Source organism: Monashia sp. HAY1-2A (assembly GCF_056755315.1).
In genome coordinates, this window is the sequence record NZ_JBNDHY010000264.1 from 1 (window position 1) to 2,701 (window position 2,701).

Genomic DNA, 2,701 nt, shown 5'->3' on the forward strand with positions numbered 1-2,701 from the left:
CCACCACCGCGGGGCACTGGCGCGCTCGGCCCAGGTCGTCGGGGCGATGGAGCGGGTCCTCGAGGTCGTCCTCGCCCACGTGCGCGACCGCGTCCAGTTCGGCCGGCCGATCGGGCGATTCCAGGCCGTCCAGCACCTGGTTGCCGACATCGCCGCCGAGACCGCCCTCGCCCGGGCCGCCACCGACGCGGCCGTCGCCCGGGCGGCGGCCTCCGACTGGCAGGACCGCGGCATGCTGTTCGCCGTCGGCGTCGCCAAGTCGTGCGTCGGCCACGGCGCGTCGGTCGTCGTCCGCAACGCCCACCAGGTCCTCGGCGCCATCGGCACGACGCTCGAGCACGAGCTGCACACGCTGACGAAGCCGATCCTCGCCCGACGCAGCGAGTACGGCTCGGTGCACGAGTGGGACGAGACCCTCACGGTGCTCGCCACCTCGGCCGGTCACGAGCGGCTGTGGACCCTCGTGACGACCGGCCGGGCCAAGAGCCGCGACTACCGGACCACGTGAACTGTCTTGGTACCGAAGGAGATCCGCAGATGAACGAGGTCCGGTACGAGGTTGCCGACGGCGTCGCTCTCATCACCCTCGACGCGCCCGGGCGGCGCAACGCCCTCTCGGTCGAGATGTCGGTCGAGCTCGCCGACGCGGCCCGGGCGGCCGATGCCGACCCCGCGGTGGGCGCCGTCGTCGTGACCGGCGGCGAGCACTTCTGCGCCGGAGCGGTGCGCAGCGTCCTCGCCGACACCGGAGCCGACCCCGTCGAGGACGAGGCGTACCGCAACCTCGAGACCGTCTACGCGGCGTTCACGACCGTCGGCGCCATCGGCGTCCCCACCGTCGCTGCCGTCCGTGGCGCCGCGGTGGGGGCCGGGCTCAACCTCGCGCTCGCCACCGACCTTCGCATCGTGTCGCGCAGCGCGCGGCTCCTGCCCGGGTTCGCGCAGATCGGTATCCACCCGGGCGGGGGGCACTTCACGCTGCTCAACCGCGTCGCCGGCCGTGAGGCCGCGGCGGCCCTCGGCCTCTTCGGTGACGAGGTCGACGGCGACCGCGCCGTCGCGCTCGGCCTCGCCTGGGCGTCGCACGACGACGCCGACGTCGAGGAGCAGGCGCTCGCCCTGGCCCGACGCGTCGCCCGCGACCCCGCGCTGGCGCGCCGGATGGTCGCGAGCTTCCGCCGCGAGACCGCCCCGGGCGGGCTGCCGTGGGACGTCGCCGTCGAGCTCGAGCGCTCGCCGCAGATGTGGTCGCTGCGCCGACGCCACGGCCGCTGACCCGGCCGGCCGGCCGGCGGACGGCGTCGTTTCGGCCCACGGTCCGCTTGGTGGCACTATGGCGAGGGTGCCGTCGCCGACCGAGGAGGAGCTGTCCGTGCTCGCGTCCTACCGACCTCTCTTCGAGGTGCCGGGCGCTCGCACCTTCATCGCCGGGGGGATGGTGGCCCGCACCGCGGGCTCGATGTTCGGTGTGGCCGTCGTCGCCATGGTCGCCGCCCGGTCCCGCTCGTACGAGCTGGCCGGCGCCGTCGTCGCGGTCGGCATGGTGGCCCTCGCGCTCTTCGCGCCCTTCCTCGGTCGCCTCGTCGACCGGTACGGGCAGCGGCGCATCGCCATCCCGTTCTTCCTGTGGTCCGGTTTCTGGGCGGTCATGACCGTCGTCACGTCGTACAAGGGCTGGCCGTCCTGGCTGCTCTTCGTCACGTTCCCGCTCTGCGGCGCGATCCCCAACATGGGGACCATGGCGCGGGCGCGGTGGACGCACATCTTCGCCCACGACCCGCGGTCGCTGCACTCGGCGATGTCGTTCGAGCAGGTCATGGAGGAGCTGACGTTCGTCATCGGGCCGGTCGTGGCGATCTGGCTGGCCACGGCCTGGTTCCCGGAGGCCGGGTTCGTCGTCGCCACGGTGGCGTACGGCATCGGGGTCGCCGTCTTCATCTCGGCGCGATCGACCGAGCCACCCGTCGTGCCGCACCACGAGCGTCCCGAGGGGCATGCGCACCACAACCCGGGGCTCATCCCGCTCGCGTTCATCATGGTCATGACCGGGGCGATCTTCGGCGTCAACGAGGTCGTCACCCTCGCCGTCGCGGAGGACCACGGCGCCCAGGGCACGGCGGGCGCCATCCTCGCCCTCTACGCCGTCGGGTCGGGGCTGGCCGGGCTCGTCTTCGGGCACGTCTCTCACGGGCGCAACCTCGTCAAGCTGCTCGTGGCCGGCGCCCTCGGCATGGGGGTGCTCGAGGCCCCGTTGCTCTTCGCGCCGAACCTCTGGCTGCTCGCCGGCCTCATGGTCGTCGCCGGCATGGCCACCGCGCCGACGCTCATCACGACGATGAACCTCATCGAGCGGATCGTCCCCAAGGCCCAGCTCAACGAGGGCATGACGATCGTCCTCACCGGCCTCATCATCGGCATCGCCGCCGGGTCGGCGGTGTCCGGCGCCGTCGTCGACCGCGTCGGCTCCCAGCACGGCTACTGGGTCGCGGTCATCGCCGGCGGGTTCGCCTTCGTCATGGCCCTCGGCACCCGCGCCTTCCTCACCCGCCGCGAGCTGCACAACCTCCGCTGAGCTCCTCGTCACCCACCGACGCGTCCCCCCGCCCGACGCGTCCGCCCGCCCTGTGCCCGCAACACACCGAGCAGCTGCCAACGCCCCCAGGACTGTCTCTTATACACATCTGACGCTGCCGACGACGGA

At 73.0% G+C, this 2,701-nt stretch carries 3 protein-coding genes; all 3 read left to right on the forward strand.

Annotated elements, in window-relative coordinates; translation table 11 throughout:
• A partial coding sequence (locus tag ACPYOM_RS21550) for an acyl-CoA dehydrogenase family protein (protein WP_481347521.1) occupies positions 1-508 on the forward strand: 508 nt, incomplete at its 5' end.
• Between the two features lie 29 nt (positions 509-537).
• Positions 538-1,275: an enoyl-CoA hydratase-related protein gene (locus tag ACPYOM_RS21555; RefSeq protein WP_481347522.1), complete on the forward strand. Its 738-nt coding sequence runs from the start codon at positions 538-540 to the stop codon at positions 1,273-1,275.
• Between the two features lie 67 nt (positions 1,276-1,342).
• The gene (locus tag ACPYOM_RS21560; RefSeq protein WP_481342889.1) at positions 1,343-2,572 is read left to right on the forward strand and encodes an MFS transporter; all 1,230 of its coding nucleotides are present in this window, start codon (positions 1,343-1,345) and stop codon (positions 2,570-2,572) included.
• Positions 2,573-2,701: the final 129 nt, after the last annotated feature.